The 26,887-nt window shown below is 36.4% G+C and carries 30 protein-coding genes; 13 read left to right on the top strand and 17 right to left on the bottom strand.

Annotated features, from left to right (window positions below):
• Positions 1–3 precede the first annotated feature (3 nt).
• From LS70_RS03260 to LS70_RS03250, 3 genes are all read left to right on the top strand, one after another.
• Entirely contained in the window at positions 4–498 is a 495-nt protein-coding gene (locus LS70_RS03260) for a hypothetical protein (RefSeq protein WP_034291232.1), read from the top strand.
• 18 nt (positions 499–516) lie between these two features.
• On the top strand, positions 517–1,032 hold the full coding sequence (locus LS70_RS03255; RefSeq protein ID WP_034291230.1) for a hypothetical protein: 516 nt from the start codon (positions 517–519) through the stop codon (positions 1,030–1,032).
• A gap of 154 nt (positions 1,033–1,186) precedes the next feature.
• Positions 1,187–1,399 (top strand): hypothetical protein, encoded by a 213-nt coding sequence (locus LS70_RS03250; RefSeq protein WP_034291228.1) that lies wholly within the window; start codon positions 1,187–1,189, stop codon positions 1,397–1,399.
• 21 nt (positions 1,400–1,420) lie between these two features.
• Here LS70_RS03250 and LS70_RS03245 read toward each other — a convergent pair whose 3' ends face one another.
• The gene (locus LS70_RS03245) at positions 1,421–1,753 is read right to left on the bottom strand and encodes an ArsR/SmtB family transcription factor (protein WP_034291227.1); all 333 of its coding nucleotides are present in this window, start codon (positions 1,751–1,753) and stop codon (positions 1,421–1,423) included.
• 23 nt (positions 1,754–1,776) lie between these two features.
• A complete protein-coding gene (locus LS70_RS03240; RefSeq protein WP_034291224.1) occupies positions 1,777–2,823 on the bottom strand; it encodes a permease in 1,047 nt (348 codons plus the stop codon).
• A 159-nt stretch (positions 2,824–2,982) separates the two neighbouring features.
• On the opposite strand from LS70_RS03240, the gene LS70_RS03235 reads away from it, so the two are divergent.
• A complete protein-coding gene (locus LS70_RS03235; RefSeq protein ID WP_052083399.1) occupies positions 2,983–3,501 on the top strand; it encodes a toxin-antitoxin system YwqK family antitoxin in 519 nt (172 codons plus the stop codon).
• Between the two features lie 89 nt (positions 3,502–3,590).
• Here the strand turns inward: LS70_RS03235 and LS70_RS03230 are convergent, their stop codons facing one another.
• Positions 3,591–4,319, bottom strand: a complete 729-nt coding sequence (locus LS70_RS03230; protein ID WP_034289954.1) for a DNA alkylation repair protein — start codon at positions 4,317–4,319, stop codon at positions 3,591–3,593.
• Between the two features lie 127 nt (positions 4,320–4,446).
• Between LS70_RS03230 and LS70_RS03225 the strand changes: the two genes are divergently transcribed.
• From LS70_RS03225 to LS70_RS03215, 4 genes are all read left to right on the top strand, one after another.
• On the top strand, positions 4,447–5,274 hold the full coding sequence (locus LS70_RS03225; protein ID WP_052083398.1) for an SDR family NAD(P)-dependent oxidoreductase: 828 nt from the start codon (positions 4,447–4,449) through the stop codon (positions 5,272–5,274).
• A 132-nt stretch (positions 5,275–5,406) separates the two neighbouring features.
• Positions 5,407–5,541, top strand: a complete 135-nt coding sequence (locus tag LS70_RS10290; RefSeq protein ID WP_268902938.1) for a hypothetical protein — start codon at positions 5,407–5,409, stop codon at positions 5,539–5,541.
• A gap of 189 nt (positions 5,542–5,730) precedes the next feature.
• The gene (locus LS70_RS03220; RefSeq protein WP_034289952.1) at positions 5,731–6,708 is read left to right on the top strand and encodes an aldo/keto reductase; all 978 of its coding nucleotides are present in this window, start codon (positions 5,731–5,733) and stop codon (positions 6,706–6,708) included.
• Positions 6,709–6,761: 53 nt separating this feature from the next.
• On the top strand, positions 6,762–7,559 hold the full coding sequence (locus tag LS70_RS03215) for a PhzF family phenazine biosynthesis protein (RefSeq protein ID WP_034289949.1): 798 nt from the start codon (positions 6,762–6,764) through the stop codon (positions 7,557–7,559).
• Between the two features lie 23 nt (positions 7,560–7,582).
• Here LS70_RS03215 and LS70_RS03210 read toward each other — a convergent pair whose 3' ends face one another.
• From LS70_RS03210 to LS70_RS03190, 5 genes are read right to left on the bottom strand one after another with little or no spacing between them, the layout of a single operon-like run.
• On the bottom strand, positions 7,583–8,827 hold the full coding sequence (locus tag LS70_RS03210) for a CDP-glycerol glycerophosphotransferase family protein (RefSeq protein WP_161594698.1): 1,245 nt from the start codon (positions 8,825–8,827) through the stop codon (positions 7,583–7,585).
• 15 nt (positions 8,828–8,842) lie between these two features.
• Positions 8,843–9,781 (bottom strand): Ppx/GppA phosphatase family protein, encoded by a 939-nt coding sequence (locus LS70_RS03205; protein ID WP_034289939.1) that lies wholly within the window; start codon positions 9,779–9,781, stop codon positions 8,843–8,845.
• A gap of 8 nt (positions 9,782–9,789) precedes the next feature.
• Positions 9,790–11,046, bottom strand: a complete 1,257-nt coding sequence (locus LS70_RS03200; RefSeq protein WP_081949789.1) for an ATP-binding protein — start codon at positions 11,044–11,046, stop codon at positions 9,790–9,792.
• Entirely contained in the window at positions 11,037–11,705 is a 669-nt protein-coding gene (locus tag LS70_RS03195) for a response regulator transcription factor (protein WP_034289936.1), read from the bottom strand. The genes LS70_RS03200 and LS70_RS03195 overlap by 10 nt, the downstream gene beginning before the upstream one ends.
• 27 nt (positions 11,706–11,732) lie before the next feature.
• Positions 11,733–12,080, bottom strand: coding sequence for a hypothetical protein (locus LS70_RS03190; protein WP_034289932.1), 348 nt, complete (start codon positions 12,078–12,080; stop codon positions 11,733–11,735).
• Positions 12,081–12,224: 144 nt separating this feature from the next.
• Here LS70_RS03190 and LS70_RS03185 point away from each other — a divergent pair, with 144 nt between their 5' ends.
• From LS70_RS03185 to corA, 5 genes are all read left to right on the top strand, one after another.
• Entirely contained in the window at positions 12,225–13,328 is a 1,104-nt protein-coding gene (locus LS70_RS03185) for a flagellar basal body P-ring protein FlgI (protein ID WP_034289929.1), read from the top strand.
• 11 nt (positions 13,329–13,339) lie between these two features.
• Positions 13,340–13,663 carry a rod-binding protein gene (locus tag LS70_RS03180; protein ID WP_034289926.1) on the top strand — a complete coding sequence of 108 codons (324 nt, stop codon included), beginning with the start codon at positions 13,340–13,342 and terminating at the stop codon, positions 13,661–13,663.
• A 2-nt stretch (positions 13,664–13,665) separates the two neighbouring features.
• On the top strand, positions 13,666–14,676 hold the full coding sequence (locus LS70_RS03175) for a sensor histidine kinase (protein ID WP_034289923.1): 1,011 nt from the start codon (positions 13,666–13,668) through the stop codon (positions 14,674–14,676).
• 71 nt (positions 14,677–14,747) lie between these two features.
• Positions 14,748–15,956, top strand: coding sequence for a phosphoglycerate kinase (locus LS70_RS03170; RefSeq protein WP_034289920.1), 1,209 nt, complete (start codon positions 14,748–14,750; stop codon positions 15,954–15,956).
• 78 nt (positions 15,957–16,034) lie between these two features.
• The gene (corA, locus tag LS70_RS03165; RefSeq protein WP_034289917.1) at positions 16,035–16,991 is read left to right on the top strand and encodes a magnesium/cobalt transporter CorA; all 957 of its coding nucleotides are present in this window, start codon (positions 16,035–16,037) and stop codon (positions 16,989–16,991) included.
• A 106-nt stretch (positions 16,992–17,097) separates the two neighbouring features.
• Here corA and htpG read toward each other — a convergent pair whose 3' ends face one another.
• The 9 genes from htpG to LS70_RS03115 all read right to left on the bottom strand — a co-directional run bounded on the left by htpG (position 17,098) and on the right by LS70_RS03115 (position 26,886).
• Positions 17,098–18,981, bottom strand: a complete 1,884-nt coding sequence (gene htpG / locus LS70_RS03160; protein ID WP_034289915.1) for a molecular chaperone HtpG — start codon at positions 18,979–18,981, stop codon at positions 17,098–17,100.
• A gap of 526 nt (positions 18,982–19,507) precedes the next feature.
• On the bottom strand, positions 19,508–19,696 hold the full coding sequence (locus LS70_RS03150) for a hypothetical protein (RefSeq protein ID WP_034289909.1): 189 nt from the start codon (positions 19,694–19,696) through the stop codon (positions 19,508–19,510).
• A 305-nt stretch (positions 19,697–20,001) separates the two neighbouring features.
• Positions 20,002–22,353: a flagellar hook protein FlgE gene (gene flgE, locus LS70_RS03145; RefSeq protein ID WP_034289906.1), complete on the bottom strand. Its 2,352-nt coding sequence runs from the start codon at positions 22,351–22,353 to the stop codon at positions 20,002–20,004.
• 73 nt (positions 22,354–22,426) lie between these two features.
• A complete protein-coding gene (locus tag LS70_RS03140; RefSeq protein WP_081949786.1) occupies positions 22,427–23,716 on the bottom strand; it encodes a sensor histidine kinase in 1,290 nt (429 codons plus the stop codon).
• A gap of 22 nt (positions 23,717–23,738) precedes the next feature.
• Positions 23,739–24,401, bottom strand: a complete 663-nt coding sequence (locus LS70_RS03135; RefSeq protein WP_034289904.1) for a response regulator transcription factor — start codon at positions 24,399–24,401, stop codon at positions 23,739–23,741.
• Positions 24,401–24,985, bottom strand: coding sequence for a metal-dependent hydrolase (locus LS70_RS03130; protein WP_034289899.1), 585 nt, complete (start codon positions 24,983–24,985; stop codon positions 24,401–24,403). Before LS70_RS03130 ends, LS70_RS03135 begins: the two co-directional genes overlap by 1 nt.
• 23 nt (positions 24,986–25,008) lie before the next feature.
• A complete protein-coding gene (gene ybeY / locus LS70_RS03125; protein WP_034289896.1) occupies positions 25,009–25,458 on the bottom strand; it encodes an rRNA maturation RNase YbeY in 450 nt (149 codons plus the stop codon).
• Positions 25,448–26,206 (bottom strand): exodeoxyribonuclease III, encoded by a 759-nt coding sequence (locus tag LS70_RS03120; RefSeq protein ID WP_034289893.1) that lies wholly within the window; start codon positions 26,204–26,206, stop codon positions 25,448–25,450. The genes ybeY and LS70_RS03120 overlap by 11 nt, the downstream gene beginning before the upstream one ends.
• Positions 26,197–26,886, bottom strand: a complete 690-nt coding sequence (locus tag LS70_RS03115; protein ID WP_161594697.1) for a small multi-drug export protein — start codon at positions 26,884–26,886, stop codon at positions 26,197–26,199. Before LS70_RS03115 ends, LS70_RS03120 begins: the two co-directional genes overlap by 10 nt.
• Between the last annotated feature and the right edge of the window lies 1 nt (position 26,887).

Raw genomic sequence — 26,887 nt, 5'->3', positions numbered from 1 at the left:
TTTATGCAAATTGAAGCAAATTCATTTACGCAAGGAATCCCCACATATAAAAGCACAGCAGAAAAAAATCAAAATAGCGCAACTTCCTTTAATACGCTTTTATCTTTGCAAAGCAACCAAAATGCTAATGAGATTCAAGAAACACAAGAGGAATCGCCACAGCGATTATGGGATATTTTTAAGTGGGATATTCAAGATACAGGCAGCTTTATGGCTTTTGCGGGTTTAGTGCAAGCAGCGACACTAGAATCCCAAAGGCTTTATGGCACTACTGATAATGGATATAAAATTCTGCAACAATGGCTTAATGAAACAGATTCTACTAAATTTGAAAATATTTTAGAGAAGTCAATTAGCGCATCAAAAAGACTTTCAAACAATGGTGGATATTTAGATGAATTGGGAAATTGGAGTCCAAAGCCCCAACATATCTTTGAAGCACAGAAAGCAAAAGCCATAGATATTTTAAGCGAGATATTGCGGAGTATTAAAGCATAATTTAACCAAGGAGTGCTTATGCAAATCAACACACAAAATTATCAATACCAAATGTTCGCCAACAAAGCAAATCAAGAAACCACACAAAAGCAAGAAGAAGCAAAAAACTTCGGAGAATATCTAGGGATTGTCGTGCCAACTGATGAGAAACTAGAACAATGGGAGAAAAATAAGCAAAATGCAGAAAACCTAACAGAAGATTCTACACCTACACTAGATAGAAAATCACGCTTGCTTGCCATAGGCGCAAAGTTTATCAACGACATAGACGAGGCGATGAGGATTCAAGGGATTAGCGATGTTTCTAAGCTAGATAGCAGAATCCTAAACCAAGTGCGAACGAAAAACAGCCTAGAATCTGATTCTACAAAAATCCAAGAATTGCTAGAGCAAAACATAGCAATCTTGCAAAATAATAGGATACAAAACGGCTATCTACACGAGGGCAAATACGAATCCCAAGCGCATTTTGAAGAGCGTAAAAACAAGACGATAGATATTTTAAGCGAGATATTGCAGAATATTAAGGCGTAAAAGGAAGTGTCTATGCAAGTTAGCAATACTTCTATTTATTTTCCACATAGAAATTCCCTCTGTGTGGAGAATCCCAAAAATCAAGAATCCACAAAGGATTATGGCACAATCTTAGAAGAATCCATACAACAAGAAATGCAGGATAAAGATTCTTTTGTATCAAAAATCTATCTTACAATTAGCCAAAAAACCTTATATTGTCCCACTTTTTGGCACGACAAATGTAGAACATTTGCACGAAGATATTGGTGCATTGCAAGTAAATTTAAGCCAAAAAGAGCTTGCAAATCTTGAAGCAAAACTTGCAAAAATAGAAATTAAAGGCGATAGATACCCACAGGAACAAGCAAAACGCGTAGGGCAATAACAAAAAAGCTAGTTTAGGATTCTAAACTAGCTCACATTGCTTATGCGGTTTTAAAGGGGGCAAAGGTAACCCTAAAAACTCAATATGCTTTAAAATATCTTTGTGAAAGTCTGCTAAATCTTTTTTGATTCCATAATATGCCCACACACCCTTTCTTTGTAGTTCTAAAAATCCTGCATCTTTTAGAATCTTAAGATGACGCGAAAGGCGGGATTGATTCATTTCTAAAGATTCTACTAAATCGCAAACACAAAGCATATTTGGCGAATGCAGAGATAAAAAGGCAAGGATTTTAAGCCGACTTTCATCATTGATTGCCCCTGTAATTTTTAAAAACTCTTCTAGTTTTTGCATTTTTTCTCCTTTTATAAAATCTTTTAAAGCCCAAATGCCAAAACAAAAGAGCCAAATCCTATGGCGATACTAAGCACGATTAGAATAAAAAGCAATAAAAAACGCATTGTAAAAATGGATTTTAGCAAAATGAGTTCGGGCAAACTGCAACCCCCACCAGCAATAAGCAAGCTCATCACCATTCCTAAAGGAACGCCTGCATTGATAAACCCTAGCCCAATAGGGATAATTGCCTCAACGCGAATATAAAGCAAAAGTGCAACAAATGCTGCAATGACTACTCCAAGATAGCCAAAGTCTTTTAAAAAAGATTCCAAACTTCCTTGCGGGATAAAATCGTGAATAAACGCTCCAATGCCCATACCAACAATAAGATAAGGCAAAAGTTTTTTATAATCTCTAAAACTTGCATAGAAATAGGATTTTAGGCTCTGTGATGGATTTTTAGAATCTGTGCAACACGATTTAGATTCAGTCTCTTTTTTGGGTTTTGTGCAGCAACTTTGTGTTTTTTGGAGATTATTTTGCACTAAATTAGGGATTTGTGTGCTAAATTTTATTGCATTTTGTGCAGGAAAATTTATCTTAAAATCTGTGCAACAAGAAATTTTAGGATTATTTTGGGTGAAAAAACTAGCTTTGAGTAATGTTTCTTGATTAAGCGATTCTATATAAAAAGAAAATAGCACGATGACAAGCATAACAAAGATAATATAAGCTAAAGTGAGATTAATCCCAAAGGATACAAGAAGCATAACCAAAATGATAGGATTAATAAGTGGAGAAGTCATAAGGTAGGCAAAGCTCACACTTAGCGGGATTTTGTTGCGCAAAAATGCAATAAATAGTGGAATGGTAGAACACGAACAAAATGGCGTCATTGCCCCTAGTAGCATTGCTTTAAGATAGCTTGCTATGCCTTTTTTATGCAAATGCTTTTGAATCGTGCCAGAAAATCGGGCATTGAGACAGCTAACAAACATATTTAAAGCAAGGAATAATACAGAAAGTTCAACAAAATACACTATAAAGCTTTGCAAGGCGTTTAGAAGCTGTGTTGTGATAGACATGGGTTTCTCTCCAATATTTCAAATTCAGAGGTATTGTAGCATGAATATTTTAATATATCAATATATATTGATATATTAAAATATCTTATATAACTCCATTAATCAAAATTTATAGTCGCGGTGTTATAATACTTAGAAAATAGATTTTATGGAGAGATGATGCGGGTGAAATTTATCTATTGCTTAGGAATCATTTCGGTTATGGCTGGTTGTAGCTCCCACATAGAAGAAGCAAAAACAATGGAATCTTATGATAACAAACAAGTTGAGATTCCTTGTAAAATCAGTAAATACGGCATAGAAAAAGAATACCATAGCAATGGCAAACTTAAAGCTGAGATTGGCTACAACGCAAAACACCAAAGGCATGGCGCAACAAAAGTGTATTATGAAAATGGCAACTTAGAATCTCTCTTTTGTTATCAAAATGGAGAGCCACAAGGTGGTAAGCGGTATTATGAAAGCGGGGCATTGCGTATGGAGGTAGAATTTTCAAACGACAATACAAAGAGTTTTCAAAAGTATTATTATGAAAATGGGAATCTCAAAATGGAGCGACCGCTCACAAAAGACGGAAATAAAAGCTGGGTAATCAATGGAATCTTAAAAGAATATAATGAGAATGGTGAGCTTAAAACTGCGACTCAATACATAATGGGCGAAAAACAAGTAAAATAACTTTTAGAAACCATATAAAATACTTGCTAAATTAACTATGCAGAATCTAAAAGCTTTTTGCTTATTTTTAGCCTTTTGCTTTTACTTGCTTACTTTTGATTCCTTCTTGCGTGTTTGATAATCCACGCTTGTGCTTTGCTATTGCCGCTCTTCTCCCATTGATTGATGATAAAATCCGCTTTCTGCGGTGCATCTTTGTATAAATCATTTAAGTTATTCCCCACGCTTTTTTGCACAAATTTTTCTTTATCGTCTTTGAGATTTGTAAGAATTGTTGTGTATTTTTCAAACTCATCAAGTGCGACATAGAGCTTTTGCGACCAAGGCAAGCGGATTCTAACGCCCTCACTTGCAAGCCGCCGCACATGCACATTAGAATCCAAACTCCATTTGATAAGCTCGTCCATTACTTCTTTGGGGTGATCTTTTAGCAAAGGACGAATCGCATATTCACCCGTAAATCTTTTAGTAAGCTCTTTTAAAAACGCTAGCGACAAACGCCAATTTTCATTCCCACACCGCTCTACATACCGACTAATAGGATAAAGCCACCAACCAAACTGAAACATTCCCTCACTCTTGCTTAATTCTTCCCCAAGGATATTAAAAAATGCCTCAATATTTTTAGAATAATCATCGCTCATACTTTTTTGCATTGCATCAACAATACAATCAAGCCTAGCAAAAAGCTCTTTATCATCAAGTTTGCCACTCAAAGAATCCACAAAAGTTTTTGCCTTAAATTCTGGTATTACTGCAAGGATTTTTGATGATAAATCGATAATATATTCATCATTATAATGGTCTTTGTGTTTCATAGATTTCCTTTGGAAAATTTCTTTCATTATAGCAGGATTTGGTTATGCCCACAACTTTTGCCCCACCCTCTTGACAGACACTAGATGTAATGCTTTATAATATCACAAATTTATACAAAGGAGCAAAATGGACAAAGACAGACGCAAGATTCTCAAAAACACCACAATATTAGGCGTTGCAGGAGGATTGGTTGGAATTTCTGGAATCTTAGGATTGCAAGGTTGTGATTCAAAACAAAAAAGCCAAACCACTCAAAGCAATACGAATAATGCAAATAACGCAGATTCAAAACACACAACTCAAGGAGAAAATATGAATACAAATTCGCACGTTTGGTATATCACAGGAGCAAGCGGAGGCTTGGGGCTAGAACTTGCCAAATATTTATTGGCAAAAGGTGATAAAGTCACAGGAACTTCGCGTAATATCGCCAATATCACCGCAAAACTTGGCAGCCAAAGCGAGAATTTTCTGCCTTTGGAGCTTAAATTTAGTGGCGATTTAAACGCACAAATTGCACAAAATTTAGAATCTGTGCAGCAAAAGTTTGGGCGGCTTGATAATGTAGTCAATAACGCAGGGTATGGGCTTTTAGGATTTGTTGAAGAAGTGAGCGAAAAGCAGCTAAGAGAACAATTTGAAGTTAATGTCTTTGCGCCATTTCTTGTCGCACAAAACGCACTCAAAATTTTACGCCCACAAAGCCTAAAAGAGGGAGGAAATGCGCAAAATATTAAAGCTAGAATCTTCAATCTTAGCTCCATTGGCGGTTTTCGTGTTAGCAATAATTCCACACCTTATTGTATGAGCAAATTTGCCCTAAGTGCGTTAAGCGAGGGATTATTGCTTGATGTAGGCGAATATGGAATCCACACAATTAATGTCATGCCAGCGGGATTTCGCACTGAATTTTTAGGCACAAGCTTAGTGAAAGGCGAGCTAGAAGTTGAATAATATGCACAAAGACGCAAAGCTGCACTAGAGAATATCGCACAATACAGTGGCAAACAAGCAGGAAACCCACAAGAATTTGCAAAGATTCTCTATGAAGTCTCACGCAATCCTAAGCCACCATTTAGCCTTTTTATGGGTGAAGCAGCATTTAAAAGTGCGGAGAATAAAATCGCGTGGGTGCAAAAAGATATGCAAGCCACGCAGGGTTATGCAGGCAAAGCAGCAGATTTTGCAGACGCGGGAGGAAGCGTGTTTGATAAGCGATGATTGGCATTGCCACACAAAAAATCAAAAGGAGAAATAATGAAAAATCACAACAAAAACCGCCGTGAGTTTTTGGCAACCTCTGCAAAAATCGGGGGATTGGTTAGCTTAGCAGGTTTTGGAATATTGAGCTTAAATGCGTGCAAAGATTCTAAGAATATACAAAATTTGCAAAACACAAAAGGAGTAACAATGCAAAAACGAAAGCTAAGAAACCTAGAAGTAAGCGCGCTTGGGCTTGGGTGTATGGGAATGAGCTATGGCTATGGTGAAGCAAAAGATGAGAATGCAATGATTTCTCTTATTCACAAAGCCAAAGATTTGGGCATTACATTCTTTGACACCGCCGAAGTCTATGGACCGCACACCAATGAGATTCTTGTTGGCAAATCCCTCAAACCCTTTCGCAATGAGGTTATTTTGGCAACCAAATTTGGAATCCAAGTCGAAAATGGCAAGCAGGTTGTAACCAGCGATTTGGCGCAAATGCGCAAATCTCTTGAAGGAAGCTTGAAGCGGTTGCAAACGGATTATATTGATTTGTATTACCAACACCGCGTTAATCCAAATATCCCCGTAGCAGAGGTTGCGGGGCTTTGTGCAGAGTTTGCCAAAGAGGGTAAAATTAGAGCATGGGGAATGAGCGAAGCGGGGATTGAGAGTATCAAAAAGGCAAACGCTGTGTTCCCACTAAGTGCGGTGCAAAGCGAATATTCAATGTGGTGGCGTGAGCCAGAAAAGGAGCTTTTGGGTGTTTTAGAATCGCTAAACATTGGCTTTGTGCCATTTTCGCCACTTGGTAAAGGATTTTTGGCAGGAAAGTTTAATGCGGATTCTACTTTTGACAAAGATGATTTCAGAAGCACCGTGCCACGATTTGAAAAAGAAGCACTCAAAGCAAATATGGCTCTTGTGGAATTGCTAAAAAACATCGCAAAACAAAAAGATGCGACACCAGCACAAATTGCTCTTGCGTGGGTTTGTGCGCAAAAGCCCTTTATCGCGCCTATTTTTGGGACGACAAACCCAAGTAGGCTTGAAGAAAATATCGGCTCACTTGCGATTGTTCTAAGTGCAGAGGATTTGCGCCAAATCAATGCGGAACTTGAAAAAATAAAAATTGTGGGCGATAGATATAGCGGAGAGGCAGCAAAAAGAGTGGGGAAATAACAAGATAAAAGTGTTATAATTTTTACGCTAACACGACAAACAAAGGAAACATAATGCAATGCTATGTTATTGACGCATTTAGCGATAAAATCTTTAGCAGGAATCCTGCTGCTGTGTGTTTGTTGCAACACCAATGGCTAGAAGATTCTCTAATGCAAAAAATTGCAAATGAGCATAATCTTTCTGAAACCGCTTTTTGTCTGTGCCAAGACAAGCAATATAAATTGCGCTGGTTTACTCCTGCTGGAGAAATTGAGCTTTGTGGGCATGCAACACTTGCAAGTGCGTTTGTGGTGATGAATTTTGTTGATAGCGCGCTTAAAGAAGTTGCGTTTGAAACCAAAAGCGGAATCCTAAGAGTGCGAAAAAATGGCGATAAATACGGACTTGATTTGCCAAGCTTTGCTCTAACTCCGCTTGAACTAACAAAAGAGCGCGTTCAAAAGATTGAAGAAGCTATTGGATATAAGCCCATTGAAATTTATCTAGGGCGCGATTTGATTTGTGTGCTTGAAAATGAAGAGCAAGTGCGCAGCTGCAAACCTAATATGTCAAAAGTGCTTGAGCTTGAAGGTGTGCTATGTCATATCACTACAAAAGGAATAGAAGATTTTGATTGTGTAAGCCGAAGCTTTGCACCAAAACATGGCGTTGATGAAGACCCCGTTTGTGGCTCTGGGCATTGCCACCTTGTGCCATTATGGAGCAAAAAGCTAGGCAAAGCACAGATTCTTGCCTATCAAGCAAGCAAACGCGGAGGTGTGTTACTTTGCTGCGACAAAGACGAGCGCGTAAGCCTTGCTGGAGATGCAGTGTTGTATTCGACAAATACGATTGCGCTGAAAGAATAAATCTTTAACGCAAAGTAAAATACTCATAAAGGCAAATTAATGCCCCCTCCCCGCTCACCAAAAATTTCTTCTTTAAGATTCTCAACAAGAGCAGCCCCTGCACTTGAAAGATTAAATCTTATATGTTCTTTAGCAAAATTTATTCTTTTTGCACACAAAGTATCTTTTCCACCAATCACAACCTCATCTATAAAAGCTAAAATATTTTCTTTACAAAATGCAAGATACAAATGGCTTAATACTTCAAACCCATAAGATGAAAATGTATGCTGATATGTATCCTTTCTAAGCATATAGCATACAGGATTGTCTGTATATAAATATTCTGCGATATAAGACCCACAATCATGGATTAGCGCATCACTTTGCACAAAAAGATCCAAATAATCATCTGCGTTATGGTAGCTCATATTAGGAATTGCTTCAATTTTTTTCAAATAATTTTCTTTAGTATCATTCCACAAGCTAGGATTCTTATCTAATACCTCAAAAACTAAAGGATGTGGTCTAAAGATAAAATCAATTTGCGGATAAAGTTTAGGCAATTCCAAGAAAAACTCACTATAAGTTAAAAAATTTGAGAGTTGCAATTCTTTCCAATCTGTCATTGTGTGGTGTGGGGAGATTATCACCTTTTTTCTTTTGCTTGGAATCTTATGATAACGTGTTATTGTATCCATTTTCGTATAACCCACAGCGACAACATTATTAGGATTTATATTAGGATTTTGCAAAGTTGCCTGCAAACCTTTTTGATTTTCTACATAAATTCTCCAAAATAAAGCATATTCAAGACAAAGAATAATTCCCTTAAAATCATAATTTAACATTCCTGTAAATCCATAAGGCACATAGACACAAAGCACTTTTTGCGACAAATTAACAACTCTATAATAAGGATGCACACCTACATCATACACATTACAAAATAACGCAATATCCATTAAATGCGAAATCTCATAATATTCTTTTTTATCAAAATCATATACACAAAAAACATTTGCATATTTTTCTTTTAGATTCAAAAAGGTTCTTTGCATCGTTTCAGAAATCCACTCTAATGATTTTGTAATCATCGGCACAACAAAAATATACACACAAAAGCGAGAATCCTTAGCCAACTCTTCAATGACACTATGATAAGGAAAAACTTTATCATCAATCACTAAAATCCCCACGCGAATTACTTCTTGCGTTTTTAAACGCTCTTTTATCTTAGTGTATCTGATAGCTGTATTTCTCAAATAAGTGTTTAACTCTATATCCATAATCATTTCTTAAAACTATATCATTCCCAATGTATGTGCTATCACTGCTCCTTCTCTAAGTCCTTCGTCCATTACCAAACATTCTTCAAACCCCAAAGCCTCCATAAAACAAGTAAAAAGCGCAATACCAAAAGGCACAACATCTGCTTTATATGTTCCAACTAGAGAAATTTGCGATTCTTTGTTTAATGCCAAAAATTCTTCCAACATCGCATTAAAATCCGCATTCACAAGCTCTTTTCCAAAAACAGCGCGTGGATTATAGGTTTTTAATCCAAGTTTAAAAGCACAGACAAGCGTTGGTGTGCCACTATTTGCGACAAGAAACTTTGGAATCGCACCCTTTTTTCTACAAGATTCCACAAACTCCACGATAGGCTTTAAAAACATATCCTTGCATGCCTTTAAATTTTCTACACTCTTAAACCTATCCTTAGCACTCACAATGCCTATTTCAAAGCTTTTTGCAAATTCGATATTTTGGGAGTTACAAATAATAAACTCGCTGCTAGCCCCTCCCATATCTACAAGCAAAAAACAATCTTGTTGGTATTTATGCTTTTGCAGTTTTAATCGCTCTAATGCAAGCTTTGGAGCTAAAGCAGTAATTTTTGCTTCCATTTCCCCATTAATCACCCTAAAAGATATGCCGCTTTTTTCAAAAATCTCTTGCAGCACAGCTTTTTGATTCCGTGCTTTGCGCATCGCTTGTGTTGTAAGCGCGACAACTGTATCTTCACTAGAGATTCCTAATTTCTCGCGCATTTGTAATAATCCCTCTACAATACGACAAACTGCTGCTTTGCAAATCTCTCCACTCTCTTCTAAACCCTCTGCTGCGCGCACTGTGGAATCATATTCCTTAATAGCGACAAATTCTTTCCCATTATTACGCACTTCCATACGCACACCGCGCAAGGAATTACTCCCTAAATCAATCCCTATAATCTCCATTGCTTCCCTTATATTTCAGATTCCACATTACCAAATACCATGACAAAACAATGCATATTATCCTTATAAGAATACTCTAACCTAAAATTATGCAATTCTAGCACTCCTTTAATAATCCCAAGTCCAAGTCCATAGCCTTGAATTAACTCATGCGTTTTATCGCGCGAGAAAGGTTCGAGGTAATATGCAATCTCTTGTTGGAGTTCTTTTCCATAATTCTTTACTGCGATTCTGCATTCTCCATTGCTTTTATAAGCTTGCAATACAATCTTACCTTCACTTTTATATTTAAACGCATTATCAATAAGATTCTTTAATGCAATGGATAAAAATTGCAAATCCCCATGAATTTTAAAATTTTCATCTAGCACAATTTCTAGTATTTCTTCTTCTATAAATAACTGCTCTAAAGTCTTAATCAATAGCGTTTCTACATCAAAATCTTCTAAAAAAAGCAAATCCTTGCCTTCTTGGATTTTTTCAAACATTAAAATCTGGCTTGTTAGATTATCAAGATTATAAATACATTTGCCAACTAGCTCTTTTTGGGGGTTTTCTGGCATTAATTCTAATGCAATCTTTGCTTTAGAAATTGGTGTTTTTAGCTCATGTCCGATATTTCTTAGCACAAACTCTCTTGCTAACATTAGCTTAGAAATCTTTGCGCACATCATGTTAAAACTCTCTGCTAATTTCGCTTGTTGTGGTTCTTTTGACACAGGAATATGGATTTTATAATTTCCTTGTCCAAAAGCTTCTAAGCTACTTTGTAGAATTTTCAAAGGGTGCAATAATGCTAAAATCACAGAAAATGTCAAAAGTAGTATCAAAAAATCTAAAAATATCCACACATTTAGCCCATCATCACTTACAAGCTCTGCGCCAAAGTTTTTAAATGCCGCTAAATCCATACCCAAATACTCAAGATAGAATCCGTAATTTTGCCTCTCTTTAAAAATCTGTATTGTTCCAAAAGTTTCTTTAGTGCTGAACAAAATTCGTGCATTAGGTGGAATCTCTTTAATTATCTCAAAACCAAACTCTTGTGCCGCATTTTTCAATCGCACAATATCACCACGTATAAAATTCATTAAAGATTGTTGCGCAATAAAAACCGTTTGTCTTAAAACCGCTTCTTCATTCTTTTTTAAAGAATTGAGATTTGCAAGATAAGCAATAATTCCACCTACACCAAGTGAGAGAATAAAAAGTAAATAAATTTGGACAAATAAAGGTGGAATCCAAGATTTTATTTTTAATCGCAAAACTTATATCCTATTCCCCAAATAGATTGAATGTATTTGGGTGTTTTTGCATCATCTCCTAGTTTTGCGCGCAAATTCCTAATATGCGTATCAATGCTTCTTAGTGATGAATCAGGAGCAATACTTGCGATTGCTTGTGATAAGGAATCGCGCGAGAAAGGTTTTCCTTTGTGTGAAAATAACAAATCTAAAATCTCAAATTCTGCTGGCGTTAAATCGACAACAACTCCATTAACCTTAACCTTTCTTCTTGTTCTATCAATTTCTAAATCTTTATAAGTTACACATTCTGTTTGCGCATAACGTTTTAACAAAGCATTAATACGCATAACAAGTTCCAAAGGCTCATAGGATTTTGCGAGATAATCATCTGCTCCATTTTTAAAACCTAGCATTTTACTACTAATATCTCCGCGCGCAGAAGACATAATAATTGGAATATCACTCACTTTTCTGATTCTCTCACACAATTCTAATCCATCCATATACGGTAGCATAATATCAAGCACCGCTAAATGGAATCCTTTTTGTTGCTTAATCCATTCTAATGCGATATTTGGATTATCTGTTGTTATAGCTTCCATTCCATTTTGTTTCAAATAATCTTGCAAAAGTTTTTGCATATCCAAATCATCTTCTACAATCAAAATCCTATACATTGCTTCTTTCCTTAAAAAATTTTTAGGCTATTTTGTTAGAATCTCAATTAATTCTTCTGTTTGCTCTTCTCCTAAGATTCCAACCACCTCTTGATAAAACTCAGTTTTTGCTGCAATATATTGTTTGCTAACTTTTTCAAAAGATTCTGTATATTGTGTAAGATTTGTTTCACCTTGCGCTAATGCAACTAACATTCTATCTCTAATATGATGATTATTTCGTGTATATGCGTGATTCTCTGCATAAAAATCCCCCATAGCCACCTTTAATAATTCTTGTTTTTTTGTATCAAATTGCATTGTTTGCAAAGCCTCAAAAATATCTCTTGCACCAACTAACTGTGCTACAAAACACAAGGATAAAATCCATCGCATAGTCTTCCTTTGAAAATATAAAAATTTCTCAAAATTTTACCCTATATCTGTTAATATTTTATCAACAAAAATACCGAATATCATTTTGGAATAGATATTGCTTTAGATTTTAGAAAGATTTTAGCGAAATAAGGACATTACGCAATGAAAACAACAAAATTCTTCAAGCTTTTAGTGCTTTGTCTTATCTTTGCACTACCTGCATTTAGCGCAAAGATAAGTGATTTAGCAAATATCGTAGGTGTGCGCGATAACCAACTTATTGGCTATGGTTTGGTTGTAGGATTAAATGGAACAGGAGACAAAACGACTTCTACTTTTACAATGCAATCTATCTCAAATATGCTAGATAGCGTGAATGTAAAAATTGATGCTAACGATATTAGCTCTAAAAATGTCGCTGCGGTTATGGTTACTGCTAAGCTTCCTGCTTTTGCAAGACAAGGGGATAAAATTGATATTCTAGTTTCAAGTATTGGTGATGCAAAATCACTAGAAGGAGGAACATTGCTTTTAACTCCACTTAGCGGTTTAGATGGCAGAATCTATGCAGTTGCACAAGGTGCTGTTGGAATCGGAGGAAAAAGCGAGCGTGGCGGAAGCGCAAATCACCCATTAGCAGGACTTTTACCAAATGGAGCAACGGTAGAAAGAGAAGTCAGCTATGATTTATATAATAAAATCAATGCCACACTAAGCCTAAAAGAATCTAATTTTCAAAATGCAATGCGTATCCAAAGAAGCATTAATGCAGCTTTTGCGCAAGAACAACAAGCACAACCACAAGAAGGACAAGCTACGCAAACTCCTCCAACTCCCGTTGCAACTGCGATTGACCCACGCACAATCAAGCTACAACGCCCACAAGAAATGAGTATGGTAGAGTTTCTAGCACGCGTGCAAGAAATTGATATTGACGCAATTAAAGAAGATAAAATTATTATTAATGAGCGCACAGGAACGATTATTGCGGGAATGGGCGTAGAAGTCTCCCCTATTGTTGTTACACATAATAACATTACAATTAAAGTTAGCAATGAAGCAACAACAGACCCAGAAGCTGTTAATATGGGTAATGGGGCAACCTTTAGTGCGGCAGAAGCAACACTAAGTGCGCAAAACAACCCAACAATTTCAAGCGTAACACGCGCTTTACAAAGAATGGGCGCAACACCAAAAGATATGATTGCAATCTTAGAAACAATGAAAAAAGCAGGCGCATTTAACGCTGACTTAGAAATCATTTAAAAGGAGAAATTATGCAAATTGATTTTAATGGAATTAGTGGATATTCTAAAGAGTTGCTTGAAGCGGCAAAATCCGCTCCTACAATCCAAAAAACAGATGACGATTCAAGGTTAAGAGAACAAACAGACGCTTTTGAAGCACTGATTTTAAAGCAAATGCTAGATATTTCTTTGAAAATGGACGATTCATTGTATCCAAAAGCACCTGGACATGATATTTATGAGTCAATGTATCGCGATACGCTTTCAGAATCCCTAAGCGGTAGTTTTGGTTTTAGTGATTTACTCTTTGATTATCTCAAAGATTTACAAGGCAAACAAGGCGTTAAAGGCTAATTGTGATTGACCAAAATTTATTAAAATCTCTAAGCAGTAGCGATAAGGAATCTTTCGCTAAAGGCTTAAAAGAGCTTATCACGCAAACTTATGAAGTCGAAAAAGAATTTGTAGAGCTAAAAGCCCTTTTTGAAGAAGTGCTAGATGTTTTGCCAACTGCTATTTGGGTGCTAGAAGAAGAAGGGGAAATCTTTTATCAAAATAGCTTAGCTTGCGAGATTCCACAAATTTTAGATAAACTTGATTTTTCACAAGAATTACGCCAAGAAATCGAGCTAGAAACTAATAAAGTTTATCTTGTCCAATCTAGCCAAAAGCTCAACAAACGCATTATTTCTGCGACAGATATTACTGATGAAAAAAGGCGAGAACGCTTAGCCTCTATGGGGCAAATCTCTGCACATTTAGCCCATGAAATCCGCAACCCAATAGGTTCTGTTGCCCTGCTTGCTTCTACACTTATTAATCGCGTAGAGCTTAAAAACAAATCTCTTGTTTTAGAGATTAAAAAATCTATTTGGAGAGTTGAACGCATTGTCAAAGCAACGCTACTTTTTTCTAAAGGCGTGCATTGCAACAAGGTAGAAATTAATCCACAAAATATAGAAGATGAGCTTAATACTTCTATTAGCCACTACACTTATACAAAGGATATTGCATTTCATTTTGATTTTGCAAAAGATACTTTTGAAGCAGATTTTGACCTTCTTTGTATTGTGTTACAAAACTTCTTATTCAACGCAATAGACGCTATTGAAGAAAACGACCAAGAAAAAGGAATCGTAGAATTACAATACACCAAAGATTCAGAGTTTGCAACCTTTAGAATCTTTGATAATGGCAAACCCATAGAAAATCCAGAAATTTTATTTGAACCCTTTAAAAGCACAAAACTTAAAGGCAATGGCTTAGGGCTTGCACTTTCTTTACAAATCATTGAAGCACACAATGGTAGCATTACACTTTTGCAAGAAGGCAAAAAAGGATTTGAAATTAAAATTCCACAAAACTAAGATTTTTTTCACTTTTTCATAAGGCATTTTTAGTTAAGATTCTTTTAACTCTCTTAGAAAAAAGGATAAAAATGAGTGAAAATATCCAAAAAATGCAAAATACAAAAAGTATCCGCGAAATTAGCCTTAAAGACAAACGTGTTTTAATCCGCGTAGATTTCAATGTTCCTATGGATAGCGAACTCAATATTAGCGATGATACAAGAATCCGCGAAGCGATTCCAACGATTAATTATTGTATTGATAATGGTGCTAAATCCATTATTTTAGTAAGCCACTTAGGAAGACCAGAGGGCAAAAGCGAAGAGTTTTCCCTAAGACATATTCTAAAACGCCTAGAGAGATTGCTATCAAAAGATGTTGTATTTGTCGATAGTTTAGAAAATGCACAAGTTACTTTAAATACGCTTGTTGATGGTAGTATTGTGCTGTTAGAAAATATCCGCTTTTATGCAGGAGAAGAAAAAAATGACCCAGAGCTTTCTCAAAAGCTTGCAAAGCTTTGTGATGTGTATGTTAATGACGCTTTTGGAACTTCTCACCGCAAACACGCTTCCACTTATGGAATCGCACAATATACACAAGAAAAAGTCGCGGGCTTACTTCTAAAAAAAGAAATTGACTCTTTTGCAATTGCTCTTTCTAATCCTTTGCGCCCTTTGCTGCTTATTGTTGGTGGTTCTAAAGTTTCTTCCAAACTCACTTTATTAAATTCTATTTTAAATGTTGTTGATAAAATTATTATCGGTGGGGCAATGAGCAATACTTTCTTAAAAGCTATTGGTTATGATACACAAGCATCTTTAACAGAAGATAATCTCCTAGAAGATGCGCGCAATATCCTAAGAAATGCAAAAGAAAAAGGGGTAAAAATTTATCTACCCGTAGATGTTGTCGCAACCGATGATATTAAAGACCCAAAAACGATTAAAATTATTCCTGCACAAGATATTCCAGAAGGATTAATGGCAGTAGATATTGGACCAGCAACCGTGAAACTCTTTAATGAAGTGATTAAGGATTGTGAAACAATTATTTGGAATGGACCGCTAGGGGCGTATGAAACACAAAAATTCTCACGCGGAACTTTTAGCGTTGCGCATGCTATTGCTGATACTTATGCATATAGCATTATTGGCGGTGGAGATACAGCAGACGCAGTAGATAGAGCAGGAAACAAAGATAGTATGAGCTTTACTTCAACAGGTGGTGGAGCAAGCTTAGAATTGCTTGAAGGTGAAGTTTTACCAGCGTTTGAAGTTTTGGACAAAAGAGCATAAGAAAATGGACGAACCCTCGATTATTTTAACCCACAAAAACTAAAGGAGGTTATCCTCCTTTAGGCATAAGGAGCGATAATGTTAAATTTATTTATTAAACGCAATGGAATGGTTGTTAGAGAGAGCATACATTCCATTGAAGCCATTGAAGTTAGTGCAGATATTTTATGGATTGATTTACTACACCCAAGCGCACAAGAGATTGCCTATATCTCCAAAACTTACTTACTAGATATTCCAACCAAAGAAGAAAGGGAAGAAATCGAAGAATCCGCGCGTTATTGGGAAAGCAGTGAAACAGTTACGATTAACACCTACTTTTTAACGCGCCCTAATGAAGAAAATACCCTACACAACGAGACCATTACTTTTTTGATTACGCATAATATCCTTTTTACAGTGCGTTATAGTGAATTTAAAGTCTTTGATGAAATCCAACAACGCGTGCTTGCAAGCCCAAAAAACTTTGAAGATGGATTTGATTTAATCGCAAAAATCTTTGAATTGCGTGTCGAAAAAGACGCGGATATGCTAGAGAGTATCGCTAAGCAAACACGCCTTTTGCGCCGCGCTGTTGTGTTTGATAAAAAATTAGGTGATGATATTTTGGAAAATCTATCAATCTTGCAAGAAATGCACTTAAGTTTGCGGGATAGTCTTTTTGATAAAAGGCTTGCAATCGCTGCACTTTTGCGCACAAACAAAGCCGACTTAGAAGTAAAAAAAGGCTTAGGAATCGTGCTAAAAGATATTAACTCTCTTGTAGAATTTACAAATGTTAATATGAATATTTTAGATAATATCCAAACGCTTTTTTCTAGCCAAATCAACATCGAACAAAACAAAACGATTAAAATCTTTACCGTTGTAACTGTCGCGATGATGCCTCCAACACTGATTGCTACGATTTATGGAATGAACTTCCAACATATGCCCGAGCTAGAATGGACTTATTCTTATCCGATAGTTTTAGGCGTGATGATAATCTCAACTGTGCTTCCTATTTTGTATTTCAAAAAGAAAAAGTGGCTATAAGATTCCATTATGGAATCTTATAAGAAGATTTTTGCAAGCTAAAGCACTACTTTACATTTCTTTGTTTTAGTGCTTCCTGGTTTTAACGCTTCTTTGGCAAATGTTTTTAAAGTGTTTCTTGCAAAAGCGTATTTAAGCGTTTGACAAACGCATTCACATCTTTAAGCTTACCACCCGCAAGCAACTTTGCTTCCTCTAACAACAAATGCGCAATTTCTTTTGTTTTTTCACTCTCTTGATTTTCTAAAAGACGCGTTAAAATGCTATGGTTTGGATTAAGCTCTAAAATCGGCTTTGGCTCTGGAATATCACCACCCATACCCATTGCGCCCATTTGTTTCATCATTTTTAGCATTGCGCTATTTTGGTCTTCAGGCTCTACTACGCATGAAGGTGCATCGACTAATCTAGCACTTAAGCGCACTTCTTGCACTTCCTCACCCAAAGCTTGTTTAAACACTTCTAATAAGCCCTTAAATTTCTCTTGCGTTTCTTCTGCAATACTAACTTCGCCCAAATCCTCCAAAGCCTCTTTAGAAGTAATCGCGCGCAATGGTGTTTTGTCATACTCGCCTACCATTGGCATTACGATTCCATCAATCTCATCGCTAAAGAATAGCACTTCAATCCCTTTTTGCTTAAACGCGTCTAACAAAGGAGAATTTTTTAGTAGCTCTAAATCTTCGCCTTGTAGATAATACATCGCTTTTTGCCCCTCAATCATACGTTCTTTATATGCTTTGAAGCTAATCTCTGCCCCCTCGCTCTTGCTAGATTGGAAGCGCAAAAACTCTAACAACTTTTCTTTATTTTCAAAATCGCTATAAACTCCCTCTTTTAGACATCTGCCAAACTCTTTATAAAAAGTTTTGTATTTTTCTTCATCTTTTTGCAAAGCTTCAATCTCACTTAAAATCTTTTTTGTAGAAGCAGATTTGATTGTTGCTAGGATTCTGTTTTGTTGCAGAATCTCACGACTTACATTAAGTGGCAAATCCTCGCTATCAATAATCCCACGCACAAAGCGCAAATAAGGCGGTAAAAGCTCTTTATCATCATCAGTGATAAACACGCGCTTGACATAGAGTTTCACACCACTTTTATAATCCACACGATACAAATCAAAAGGCGCACTTTGCGGAATATAAAATAAAGTCGTGTATTCTAATGTCCCCTCTACTTTTGTGTGAATCCAAGAAAGCGGATCGCTAGAATCATAGCTTAAATTTTTATAAAACTCTTTATATTCCTCGTCTTTTAAGTCCTTTTTCGCCACACGCCAAAGCGCAGACGCTTTATTCACTTGCTCATTTTTCTCTTCTATAATCTCTTTTTTGCTCTCACCCTCGCCCTCACTTTTGGTCTCTGTGTAATGCAAGAAAATCGGGAATGGAATATGGTCAGAATATTTTTTGATAATCTCTTCAATCCTCCAGCGGCTTGTCCATTCCTTTTCGTCCTCTTTGAGATAAAGTTTAATCTCGCTTCCATGCGACTCTTTTTCGCATTTTTCAATCTCAAATTCTCCGCTTCCATTGCTAATCCACGCATAAGCTTGTTCTTCTCCAGCTTTTTTGGTTGTTACAATGATTTTGCTTGCAACCATAAATGCAGAATAAAATCCCACACCAAATTGCCCAATTAACGCGGAATCCTTTTTCTTATCCCCGCTAAGTTTGGAGAGAAAATTTTTCGTCCCACTTTTCGCAATCGTTCCTAGATTCTCAATCAAATCTTGCTCGTTCATTCCGATTCCACTATCGCTAATGGTTAAAATATTTTTCTCACTATCAAAGGAAATATCAATTTTTGGGGTGAAGCTAAGGGATTTTAGTTTTTCATCAGTTAGTGTTAAATATTGTAGTTTGTCAAGCGCGTCTGACGCGTTGCTTATAAGCTCTCTTAAAAAAATTTCTTTATTAGAATACAAAGAATGTATCATCAAATCTAAGAGTTGATTCACTTCTGTTTGAAAAGTATGCTTTGCCATAATTTAATCCTTTTTAAAAAATTTTGGCGCATTATAGCAAAAAATACAAAAAAATCAATAAAGTTTATACTACTAATATCAAGTTTATTTAGTTTAATACTATAATATTTAGTGCATTATACTAGCTTAAAGTAGGATTCCAAATCAACTCAAAACAGCCTTTTATTGAGATTTGCAAAAGCTACGAAGCTTATTCCTACAATTCTTTTAGATTTGTATCTTTCGCGCCAAATTCAGTGGCAAGAAAATAACCAAACCGAGCATAAGCGCGTTGCATTTTCATTTTTGCGGTTTTTATGTAATGAGCTTCGCAGAGTTTATTTGATTTTAGTTAAAAGAGTTTATCTTTTGAAACATAAAAGCCTATCCTACATTTCAGAGAAAACTATTAATATTATTCTTTAGCTATACTTTTAGCTAGAAGCCAAACGCAAACGCCCAATGCAATAAGACTAGATACGATTAAGATGATACCATTTATCATTATTCTAATTCCTCCAATAATTTTATTTGCTCTCTATGTTTTTTAATAATAAAAGCAAATATAGAAACTAAAAAAAATTAAAATTATAATTCCTGCAAACATTTTAAAAAAGTCCAAAGATTCAAAATTAGCTACAGCATATCCCAAAACACCAAAGATTGAAGTTAAAAATAATATAGCAAACGCTCTTAGTGTTCCGATATTTTCTTTTATGCTATCTTTTTTACTCATAAAATTAAATCCTTGTTATACCTGCTTTCTTATCAATCTCTTCTCTAAAATACCTGTAATAGCTTGCGACTTTGAAATTTTGTAAGGTTAATTCTAGCTTAAAACTATATTAAAATAAATTTTAAAATAGATTTAAAACGCCTGTAAAATATATATAAAATAATTACAATTTATAAAAACAAAAGCCCCACGATTCCAAAAAGATAGAATCTAGGGGCTAAAGAAGATTGCTACTTCACGCCAGCCAAAGAGTTAAACTTGGTTGGCTATGGTTAGGGATTTTGCGTTAGCGCATTACCTTAAAATTACTGCTTCAAGCCTAGCAGTGTATTTAGGATTTGGTCAGCTGTGGTTACAGATTTTGAGTTGGCTTGGAATCCTCTTTGGACGACAATAAGTTGTGTAAGTCCTCGAGATAAGTCTGCGTTACTCATTTCAAGTTTAGACGCTGCAATATCAGCGCGCCCACCTGTTCCGGCTGTTCCGATAGTTGCTTGCCCAGAGTTTGCGGATTCTGCGTATAAATTGCTTCCGCTCTCTTGCAAGCCCTCATAGTTTGCAAATGTCGCGACTGCTACTTGTGCTAAAGCGAGATGCACTCCATTATCAAAGCTTCCTATCATTGTTCCTGTTTTGTCAAAATAATACTCTTTTAAGACTCCAGAAGCATAGCCATCTCCATTGACTTTTTGCGCTTGGGATTCCCTAGCTGTGCTTGTAATCCCGTCAAATCCACCACCTTTTCCAAAGTTTAATTCAATATTTTGAGGAGAAGAAGCTCCTGAGTTTGGTTTAAACTGAATCGTAGATGGATTTACTCCTAATAACTCTCCATTTTCTCCAAAGGTAATGCTACCTCCTTCTAAAATATTAGTGCGTTGTGCAGTAGAACCAATAAGCTCAGCAGGCTCTGGGACAATAATACGGAAGCTCCACTCAGATGTTCCTTCTTTTTGGAACTGCATTGTAAATTCGTGTTTATTACCCAAACTATCATAAATATCAATCGTTTGTGCAAATGTCGCCATTCTTAAGCCAGAAGTTGTTGTTACTTGCCCACCTTCGACCAACACACCTGTATTCATCGCTTTCATTTGGTTTTTAAACAAGACATTGCTTGAGGTATTTGCATCATGGAATGCAGAGACAAAAATATTTAAGCTATCAAATGCTGCATCTCCGATTACCCCAGTAGAGTTTGCACTATCTGCTTTATGACCATCATCTTTGTTCATAATCTCAAATTGCCCTAAGCTATTTAAAGTAACCTTGACCCCATAAGCACTATTATTAAAACCGATATTATTTGGACCCCTAGTTGGAGCAAGTTGAGAGCCTGAATCTGGAATCCTACCTGGACCATTTGCTGCATTGGTTGCACCATTGCTAGCAGCCCTTTGATATGCACCAGAATCCCCACCAAAAATCTTCACACGATTTGCATCTGCTTGCATGATTGCGCGTAAATCCTCTGTGGTTCTAAACTTCCCAGCATCTAAATTAGGTGTTGTTTGTTGATTATACTCATATCTAAAAGCAGTTGTAACTTTGGTAGATGTGGAATCTCCAGGAGCTCCTTGCACAAATCCACCACCATTAAAGATTCCATTATCAAAACCACTTGCATCAATATTTTTAGTTTTCTCACTTCCATCAGTTTGGTTTTTGTTTTGCAAAATAAGCCTATTATTTTCAATAATCGCTTCTACACCCGTTTTGTCTTTGAAGTTATTAATCGCTCTTTGAGCAGCTAATAAATGGTTAGTGCCATTTGCAGTAGTATCATTTGTCCAAGTGATTGTTTCACCATTAATCGTTACAGTAGTAGAAATTGGACCATTGCCAAGGTTGTTGCCTATGTCGATAGGTCTTGATGTCGCTGTTTGGTAGCTAATCCATACCCCTTGCCCTTCTTGGAGACGTAGTGCCTCTCCTGACTCATTAAACATTACACCCATATCTTTAGGAATCTCATGCTGTTTATCGCTTGTATCATAAACTCTATCTAATCCCCCTGCGATATAGTTATTTGAGCCAGAGCTATCTAGCGGACTTGGACAAGTAATGTTTTCTGTTTTATTACCACTTGTTAGGTTGATATTCCCTGTAACCACACTTGTCTTTCTCGCTGGAATCGTAAGACGTGGGTCAATCGTGATATTCCCAACCGGACCTGTGGAATCCACTCTGTTTAAAGCATCCCCACCACAAGCACAACCTAGCTTAGATAAATCCCTAACCCAACCTTGCACGATAAATCCGCTTGTATTAACGAAGTTTCCAACCGCGTCAAACATAAAAGCACCATCTCTAGTATACATATTAGAATATCCGCCATTGTTACTAACAACAAACAATCCTTGACCACTTAGTGCCAAGTCTCCTTTTCTATCTGTATTTTGCAAAGAACCTTGTTCGAAAACTTTAGTTGTTGTTTCAATCCCTGTTCCTAAACCGACAGAATAATTATTCACTCCTCCATATCCTGCATAAGGAATCGTAGCAGCACGTTTTGTCTGACTAATCATTGTAGAAAAATCTGCTCTTGCATATTTAAAACCATTAGTATTAACGTTTGCAATATTGTTTGACTCAACATCTAATGCAACTTGATGTGCTTGCATACCGCTTACACCTGACCATAATGAACGTAACATTTGCAATCCTTTTAAAAAGTATTTTGCAAAGTGTTAAGCAATTACTATTCCAACTTTTAGTTAAAAAGGTGAATTACCATTCTAATTGAAATGTGCTTCCCTCTCCCTCTACGCTAGTGCATGTGATTGTGATTTTATAAAGTGCGCAAATTTGCTGCACTAAGGCAAGTCCGATTCCAAATCCGCCTTGGTCTGCATTAGCACGATAATAGCGTTTAAAAATCTTATCAAGATGTTTTTTATTTATCCCACAACCATTATCTTTTATGCGTAAAAAATTCTGTCCTAAGGTTACTTCCACGCTTCCGCCATTTTGCGTGTATTTTAGTGCATTATCAAGGAGATTATCCACTACGCGTGAGATTCTGCTATGGTTTGCGCTAATGCTACTTTTGGTGCAGCCTTTTAGAGAAAATGTTATTGCGATATTTTTTTGCTTAAAAAAAGGCTCGAAATATGCAATACGCTCTGCGATTAACGCTTCTAGGGCGATTGTTTCAAGTTTTGAATCTTTTGCTTCATCAAATGCGTTAAAGAGCAAATCTTGGTAAATCTGCTCTAATGTTTGCGCTGCTAGCTTTATGCGTTCAAACTTTTTTTGCTCTGCAGTGCTTAATTCTTGCGTTTTAATCCGCTCAATGCTCATTAAGATTATGCTCAAAGGTGTGTTTATCTCGTGTGTGGAATCTTTGATAAACGCGTTTAAATGCTGGATTTTCTCTCTTAGGGGTTTTAGGCTTAGAGAGAGTAAAAAATATGCAACCACGCTCATCGCTAAAAGCGCGCCGATAAAGCTTGCAAAAATCACGCCTAAAAGCGCGTAAAGCTCGGATTGTATGCCTTTTGAATACACTAGCATATAGATTGCATTTGAAGATTTGTCTCTAAAATTGCGTTGCATTAAATGCCAAAATCTCCCGCCACGCTGTGTGATGAAATACATTCCTGTATCAGCAAATACGATTTTATCTCTTCTGTGGTTTGATGCTTTTAAGAAGCTTTGCGCATCTAAAATTTCTCGCACTTGATTAGGTGTGTTAATCTCTTCTAACGCGCTAAAAATAATTTCTCCATTGTCTCTAACCAGCAAAAAAGGAATCCCAAGTTCTCTATACGCGCTTTTAAAAAGCTCTTTGTAATCTAAGGCTTTTGCGGGGTTATTTTGAGATTGTTCATACAAATACACAACCAAAGTATGCGCATTTTCAAAAAGTGCATTGATTTTAGATTCTAGGATAGAATCCTTTTTTGTCTGATACCAACCATAAAATACAACCACCAAAAACACGCAACTTGTTAGCATATATAATGCGAGAATCTTAAAAGCGGTTTTTTTACTGACATCTATTTGCGCTTTTTGCATTTTGAACCTTTTTATACCCTTTTTATGCTTTTTTGTAGCAATAGCCCTCACCGCGCCTTGTTAGGATATTATCTTTTCCTACGATATGGCGTAGATTCTTAATATACACGCGCAAGCTAAGCTCACTTGGCTCTTCATCATATCCCCACAATACACTATAAATCTGCTCTAAGGCTACAAATTCTCCTTCATGCTTTAGTAGAATCTTTAATAACTCCCTTTCTTTTGCGGGGATTTTTTGGATTTTATTGTCTAAATATAATATTTCTGTTTTGCTATCAAAGCAATAGCCATTGCCAAAATCAAAGATAGTATTTTTGCCTTTGCGCTTGAGTTGCGCTTGTATTCTTAATAAAAGTTCTGAAAGCTCAAAAGGCTTCTTAAGATAATCATCACAGCCACTTTTAAAGCCAATTTCTAAGTCTTTTAATGTGTTTAATGCGGTAATAAAAATCGCGGGCGTGTCTTTTCCGCTCTCTCTAATCTCGCGCAATGCTTCAAACCCGCTCTGTCCGGCAACCATTACATCAAGCAATAAAATATCAAAATCCATTTCATAGGCTTTGTTTGCTGCGTCTAAACCATTATTACAGCAAACAACCGCGTAACCCTCTTCTTCTAAACATTCCGCAATAATCTCTTGCAACGCCATATCATCTTCTAGTAACAAAATTTTCGCACGCATTATCTAAATCCAAAATACATTACATTTAATATCCCAAAAACACTAAGACAAAAAGCACCTACTGCATAATCCCAGATTCCACCTGTTTTAAAGCGCAAAAATGCAGGCGTGAGATGATAATTTTGTGTTTTAAATGGCAAAAACAAAGGCACGCCACTAATTGTTAGCATATCTCCAAAGAGATGAAACACGCAGCCAAGCAGGATTCCAAAAATGAAAATTTCTAGCGTTGCGCTATCTAAATCTTTGACAAAACTATTCACAAGCGGAATCCCTTGTAAAGCCTCAACACCAAAAACGCTTAAAACTAGCAATAGGATTCCAACAAACACGATAAAAGTAATGCTATGCGTTAGCCCTCTATGCCCAAAGAGTGCTTTAATCGCATTTGAGATTCCAATCGTTTTTCTACCAAGCGTGGAATTTGGCTCATCAATATCGGGCAATAAAGCACCTAAGGTTACCGCTCCATAAAAAACACTAAGGTCTTTTGGGTTTAAAGGGGTATTTGAAAGTGCAGAAAAACCTATCGCACTTAATGCACCAAGTCCAAGCGCAAAGCTAATATGTGTTTTTCCTAGCATTTTTAACCCTTTTTACCTTATATTTAACCTTGTGTGCGCACAATCAGACTTGTAGGCAAATGGAAGTGCTCTACAAGCTCCGCTTCTTTTTCTCTTTGTTCGCCGTTGTCTGTTTCGTGATTAAAACCCGCTAAATGCAAGATTCCGTGGATAAAAAGTAAGGCAATTTCATTTTCTAGGCTGTGTTTAAGCTCTGTTGCGGCTTTTTGCGCGTATTCTACAGAGATAACAATACTTCCAAGCAAAGGAGAAAACTCGGATTCCAAAGGGAAGGATAGCACATCTGTTGGCGTGTCTATTCCCCTAAATTCCGCATTAAGTGCTTGTATCGTTGTATTATCTACAAGCAATAATTCACATGTTTTGTGTTGCAATTCTAAATTTTCTAAAACGCCTAAAAATAGGGATTCTAAGGATTCCAAAAATGCAGAATCTAGCGGGATTTTGCTTTGGTTATCAATATCAACACGCATTAATCTCCAATCCCACAGGGCAATGGTCGCTTCCTAAAATTTCTGGATAAATGCTAGCACTTTTGAGTTTAGAATCCAAAATTTTAGAGCATAAAAAATAATCAATCCGCCACCCAGTGTTGTTTGCTCTAGCTTTTCCCATATAGCTCCACCAAGTGTAAGCCCCCTCTTTGTTGGGATAAAAGTAGCGGTAAGTATCTGTAAAACCAGAATCTAAAAGCGCGCTCATTTTTGCTCTTTCTTCATCAGTAAAGCCAGCATTTCTACGATTTGTTTTTGGGTTTTTCAAATCAATCTCTTTATGCGCGACATTTAAATCCCCGCAGACAATCACAGGCTTTTTGGATTCTGCTTGTTTTAAAAACGCCCTAAAATCATCTTCCCATTCCATTCTATAGTCTAATCGCTCTAACTCACGCTTAGAATTTGGAGTATAGACATTGACAAGATAAAAATCTTTATATTCTGCTTTGATGATACGCCCCTCTTTATCGTGGTGGGCAATCCCCATATCATATTCTACGCTTAAAGGCTTTTGCTTGCTAAAAATCACAACGCCAGAATAGCCCTTTTTCTCCGCACTATTCCAATATTCTTCGTAATTTGGGAAGCTAAAATCTGCTTGTTCTTTTTGCATTTTGGATTCTTGAATACAAAAAATATCTGCGTCAATTGCATTAAAAAACTCCATAAATCCTTTATTCATACAAGCACGCAAGCCATTGACATTCCAAGAAATTAATCGCATTTTTTTCCTTTTTGTCTAAATTTTGCAAAAATTGCGCCAAAGGTTGCTAAACTTATAAAGATTCCAAGTAAAACCCACATTGTGTTTTGCCCAAAATATTTAAGTTTAGAATCCAAACGCTCCAACAAATATGCCCAACATAAAATCGCAAGATTTGTCCCGCTTAGAACGATTAACAGATTTAGCCAAACCTTTAAACGCATAAAATACCCAATAGCCGCACCTACAATAGGACCTGTGAGCCAAAAGGGTAACCATACAAACAAAAATAAACCAATGATTCCATATCTCTTAAGCAATTTTTCGTATTTTTGCGCCACTTGATTTAAAGAATCAAAAAACCTTTCTGCTCTTTGAAAAGTGCGCATTCCTTGAATACTCCACACAAACAGCGGATAAAGAATAAGAACCATTGTGTTTTCAATATAAATATTAAGAATAATCGCCCAAAATGTGCTTAATTCTAACGCTAAAGCTAAGGAGATTCCAGCAGCTCTACCAAAAATCAGCGAGCTTAAAACAATGCTTAGAAGTTTATCGCCTAAGCCATTTTGGAGAAGCAAACACACCAAAATTGCAAAGCCATAAAAAATAAGCAATATAATTCCGCATAAGAAAAGCTTTGCTTCTATGCTGTCAAATTGTGTGCTAATAAAGCGATAAAATGCGGAATCTCTCATC

The sequence above is a fragment of the Helicobacter sp. MIT 11-5569 genome, from assembly GCF_000765695.2.
Classification (GTDB): domain Bacteria; phylum Campylobacterota; class Campylobacteria; order Campylobacterales; family Helicobacteraceae; genus Helicobacter_D.
Note: the sequence above shows the minus strand (reverse complement) of the source record. Positions and strands in the feature narration are given on the sequence as shown.

Excerpts from the sequence above, each read along its gene's own strand:
- LS70_RS03235 (WP_052083399.1), top strand. The coding sequence starts at position 2,983 with ATGCGGGTGAAATTTATCTATTGCTTAGGAATCATTTCGGTTATGGCT.
- LS70_RS03225 (WP_052083398.1), top strand. The coding sequence starts at position 4,447 with ATGGACAAAGACAGACGCAAGATTCTCAAAAACACCACAATATTAGGC.
- LS70_RS03210 (WP_161594698.1), bottom strand. The coding sequence starts at position 8,827 with ATGGATATAGAGTTAAACACTTATTTGAGAAATACAGCTATCAGATAC.
- LS70_RS03190 (WP_034289932.1), bottom strand. The coding sequence starts at position 12,080 with ATGCGATGGATTTTATCCTTGTGTTTTGTAGCACAGTTAGTTGGTGCA.
- LS70_RS03135 (WP_034289904.1), bottom strand. The coding sequence starts at position 24,401 with ATGCGTGCGAAAATTTTGTTACTAGAAGATGATATGGCGTTGCAAGAG.
- LS70_RS03195 (WP_034289936.1), bottom strand. The coding sequence starts at position 11,705 with ATGTATAGGATTTTGATTGTAGAAGATGATTTGGATATGCAAAAACTT.
- LS70_RS03140 (WP_081949786.1), bottom strand. The coding sequence starts at position 23,716 with ATGCAAAAAGCGCAAATAGATGTCAGTAAAAAAACCGCTTTTAAGATT.
- LS70_RS03150 (WP_034289909.1), bottom strand. The coding sequence starts at position 19,696 with ATGAGTAAAAAAGATAGCATAAAAGAAAATATCGGAACACTAAGAGCG.
- LS70_RS03185 (WP_034289929.1), top strand. The coding sequence starts at position 12,225 with ATGAAAACAACAAAATTCTTCAAGCTTTTAGTGCTTTGTCTTATCTTT.
- LS70_RS03215 (WP_034289949.1), top strand. The coding sequence starts at position 6,762 with ATGCAATGCTATGTTATTGACGCATTTAGCGATAAAATCTTTAGCAGG.
- LS70_RS03230 (WP_034289954.1), bottom strand. The coding sequence starts at position 4,319 with ATGAAACACAAAGACCATTATAATGATGAATATATTATCGATTTATCA.
- LS70_RS03120 (WP_034289893.1), bottom strand. The coding sequence starts at position 26,206 with ATGCGATTAATTTCTTGGAATGTCAATGGCTTGCGTGCTTGTATGAAT.
- ybeY (WP_034289896.1), bottom strand. The coding sequence starts at position 25,458 with ATGCGTGTTGATATTGATAACCAAAGCAAAATCCCGCTAGATTCTGCA.
- LS70_RS03220 (WP_034289952.1), top strand. The coding sequence starts at position 5,731 with ATGCAAAAACGAAAGCTAAGAAACCTAGAAGTAAGCGCGCTTGGGCTT.
- LS70_RS03115 (WP_161594697.1), bottom strand. The coding sequence starts at position 26,886 with ATGAGAGATTCCGCATTTTATCGCTTTATTAGCACACAATTTGACAGC.
- LS70_RS03180 (WP_034289926.1), top strand. The coding sequence starts at position 13,340 with ATGCAAATTGATTTTAATGGAATTAGTGGATATTCTAAAGAGTTGCTT.
- LS70_RS03205 (WP_034289939.1), bottom strand. The coding sequence starts at position 9,781 with ATGGAGATTATAGGGATTGATTTAGGGAGTAATTCCTTGCGCGGTGTG.
- LS70_RS03130 (WP_034289899.1), bottom strand. The coding sequence starts at position 24,985 with ATGCTAGGAAAAACACATATTAGCTTTGCGCTTGGACTTGGTGCATTA.
- LS70_RS03240 (WP_034291224.1), bottom strand. The coding sequence starts at position 2,823 with ATGTCTATCACAACACAGCTTCTAAACGCCTTGCAAAGCTTTATAGTG.
- LS70_RS03255 (WP_034291230.1), top strand. The coding sequence starts at position 517 with ATGCAAATCAACACACAAAATTATCAATACCAAATGTTCGCCAACAAA.
- LS70_RS10290 (WP_268902938.1), top strand. The coding sequence starts at position 5,407 with ATGGGTGAAGCAGCATTTAAAAGTGCGGAGAATAAAATCGCGTGGGTG.
- LS70_RS03260 (WP_034291232.1), top strand. The coding sequence starts at position 4 with ATGCAAATTGAAGCAAATTCATTTACGCAAGGAATCCCCACATATAAA.
- flgE (WP_034289906.1), bottom strand. The coding sequence starts at position 22,353 with ATGTTACGTTCATTATGGTCAGGTGTAAGCGGTATGCAAGCACATCAA.
- LS70_RS03170 (WP_034289920.1), top strand. The coding sequence starts at position 14,748 with ATGAGTGAAAATATCCAAAAAATGCAAAATACAAAAAGTATCCGCGAA.
- htpG (WP_034289915.1), bottom strand. The coding sequence starts at position 18,981 with ATGGCAAAGCATACTTTTCAAACAGAAGTGAATCAACTCTTAGATTTG.
- corA (WP_034289917.1), top strand. The coding sequence starts at position 16,035 with ATGTTAAATTTATTTATTAAACGCAATGGAATGGTTGTTAGAGAGAGC.
- LS70_RS03245 (WP_034291227.1), bottom strand. The coding sequence starts at position 1,753 with ATGCAAAAACTAGAAGAGTTTTTAAAAATTACAGGGGCAATCAATGAT.